The organism is Gelidibacter salicanalis, from assembly GCF_016469035.1.
Classification (GTDB): Bacteria; Bacteroidota; Bacteroidia; order Flavobacteriales; family Flavobacteriaceae; genus Gelidibacter; species Gelidibacter salicanalis_A.
This window is the reverse complement of record NZ_JAEHJZ010000664.1, coordinates 1-203: the sequence shown is the minus strand read 5'-3', so window position 1 is coordinate 203 and position 203 is coordinate 1. Positions and strand designations below refer to the sequence as shown.

General features: G+C 56.7%; 1 protein-coding gene. It reads left to right on the top strand.

Annotated elements, in window-relative coordinates; all coding sequences use genetic code 11:
• Positions 1-203: hypothetical protein (locus tag JEM65_RS22795; protein WP_233530842.1), on the top strand; the 203-nt coding region annotated here is incomplete at both ends.

Below are 203 nucleotides of genomic sequence, written 5' to 3'. Positions count from 1 at the left end.
CCACAGTGGCAAAGCCCCGGGGGTGGATGAGATCCGCCCGGAAATGCTGAAGGCTCTGGGTGTTGAGGGACTGTCATGGTTGACACGTCTCATCAACGTTGCGTGGAAGTCGGAAACGGTACCGAAGGAGTGGCAGACCGGGGTGGTGGTTCCCCTTTTTAAAAAGGGGGATCAGAGGGTGTGTGCCAATTACAGAGGCATCA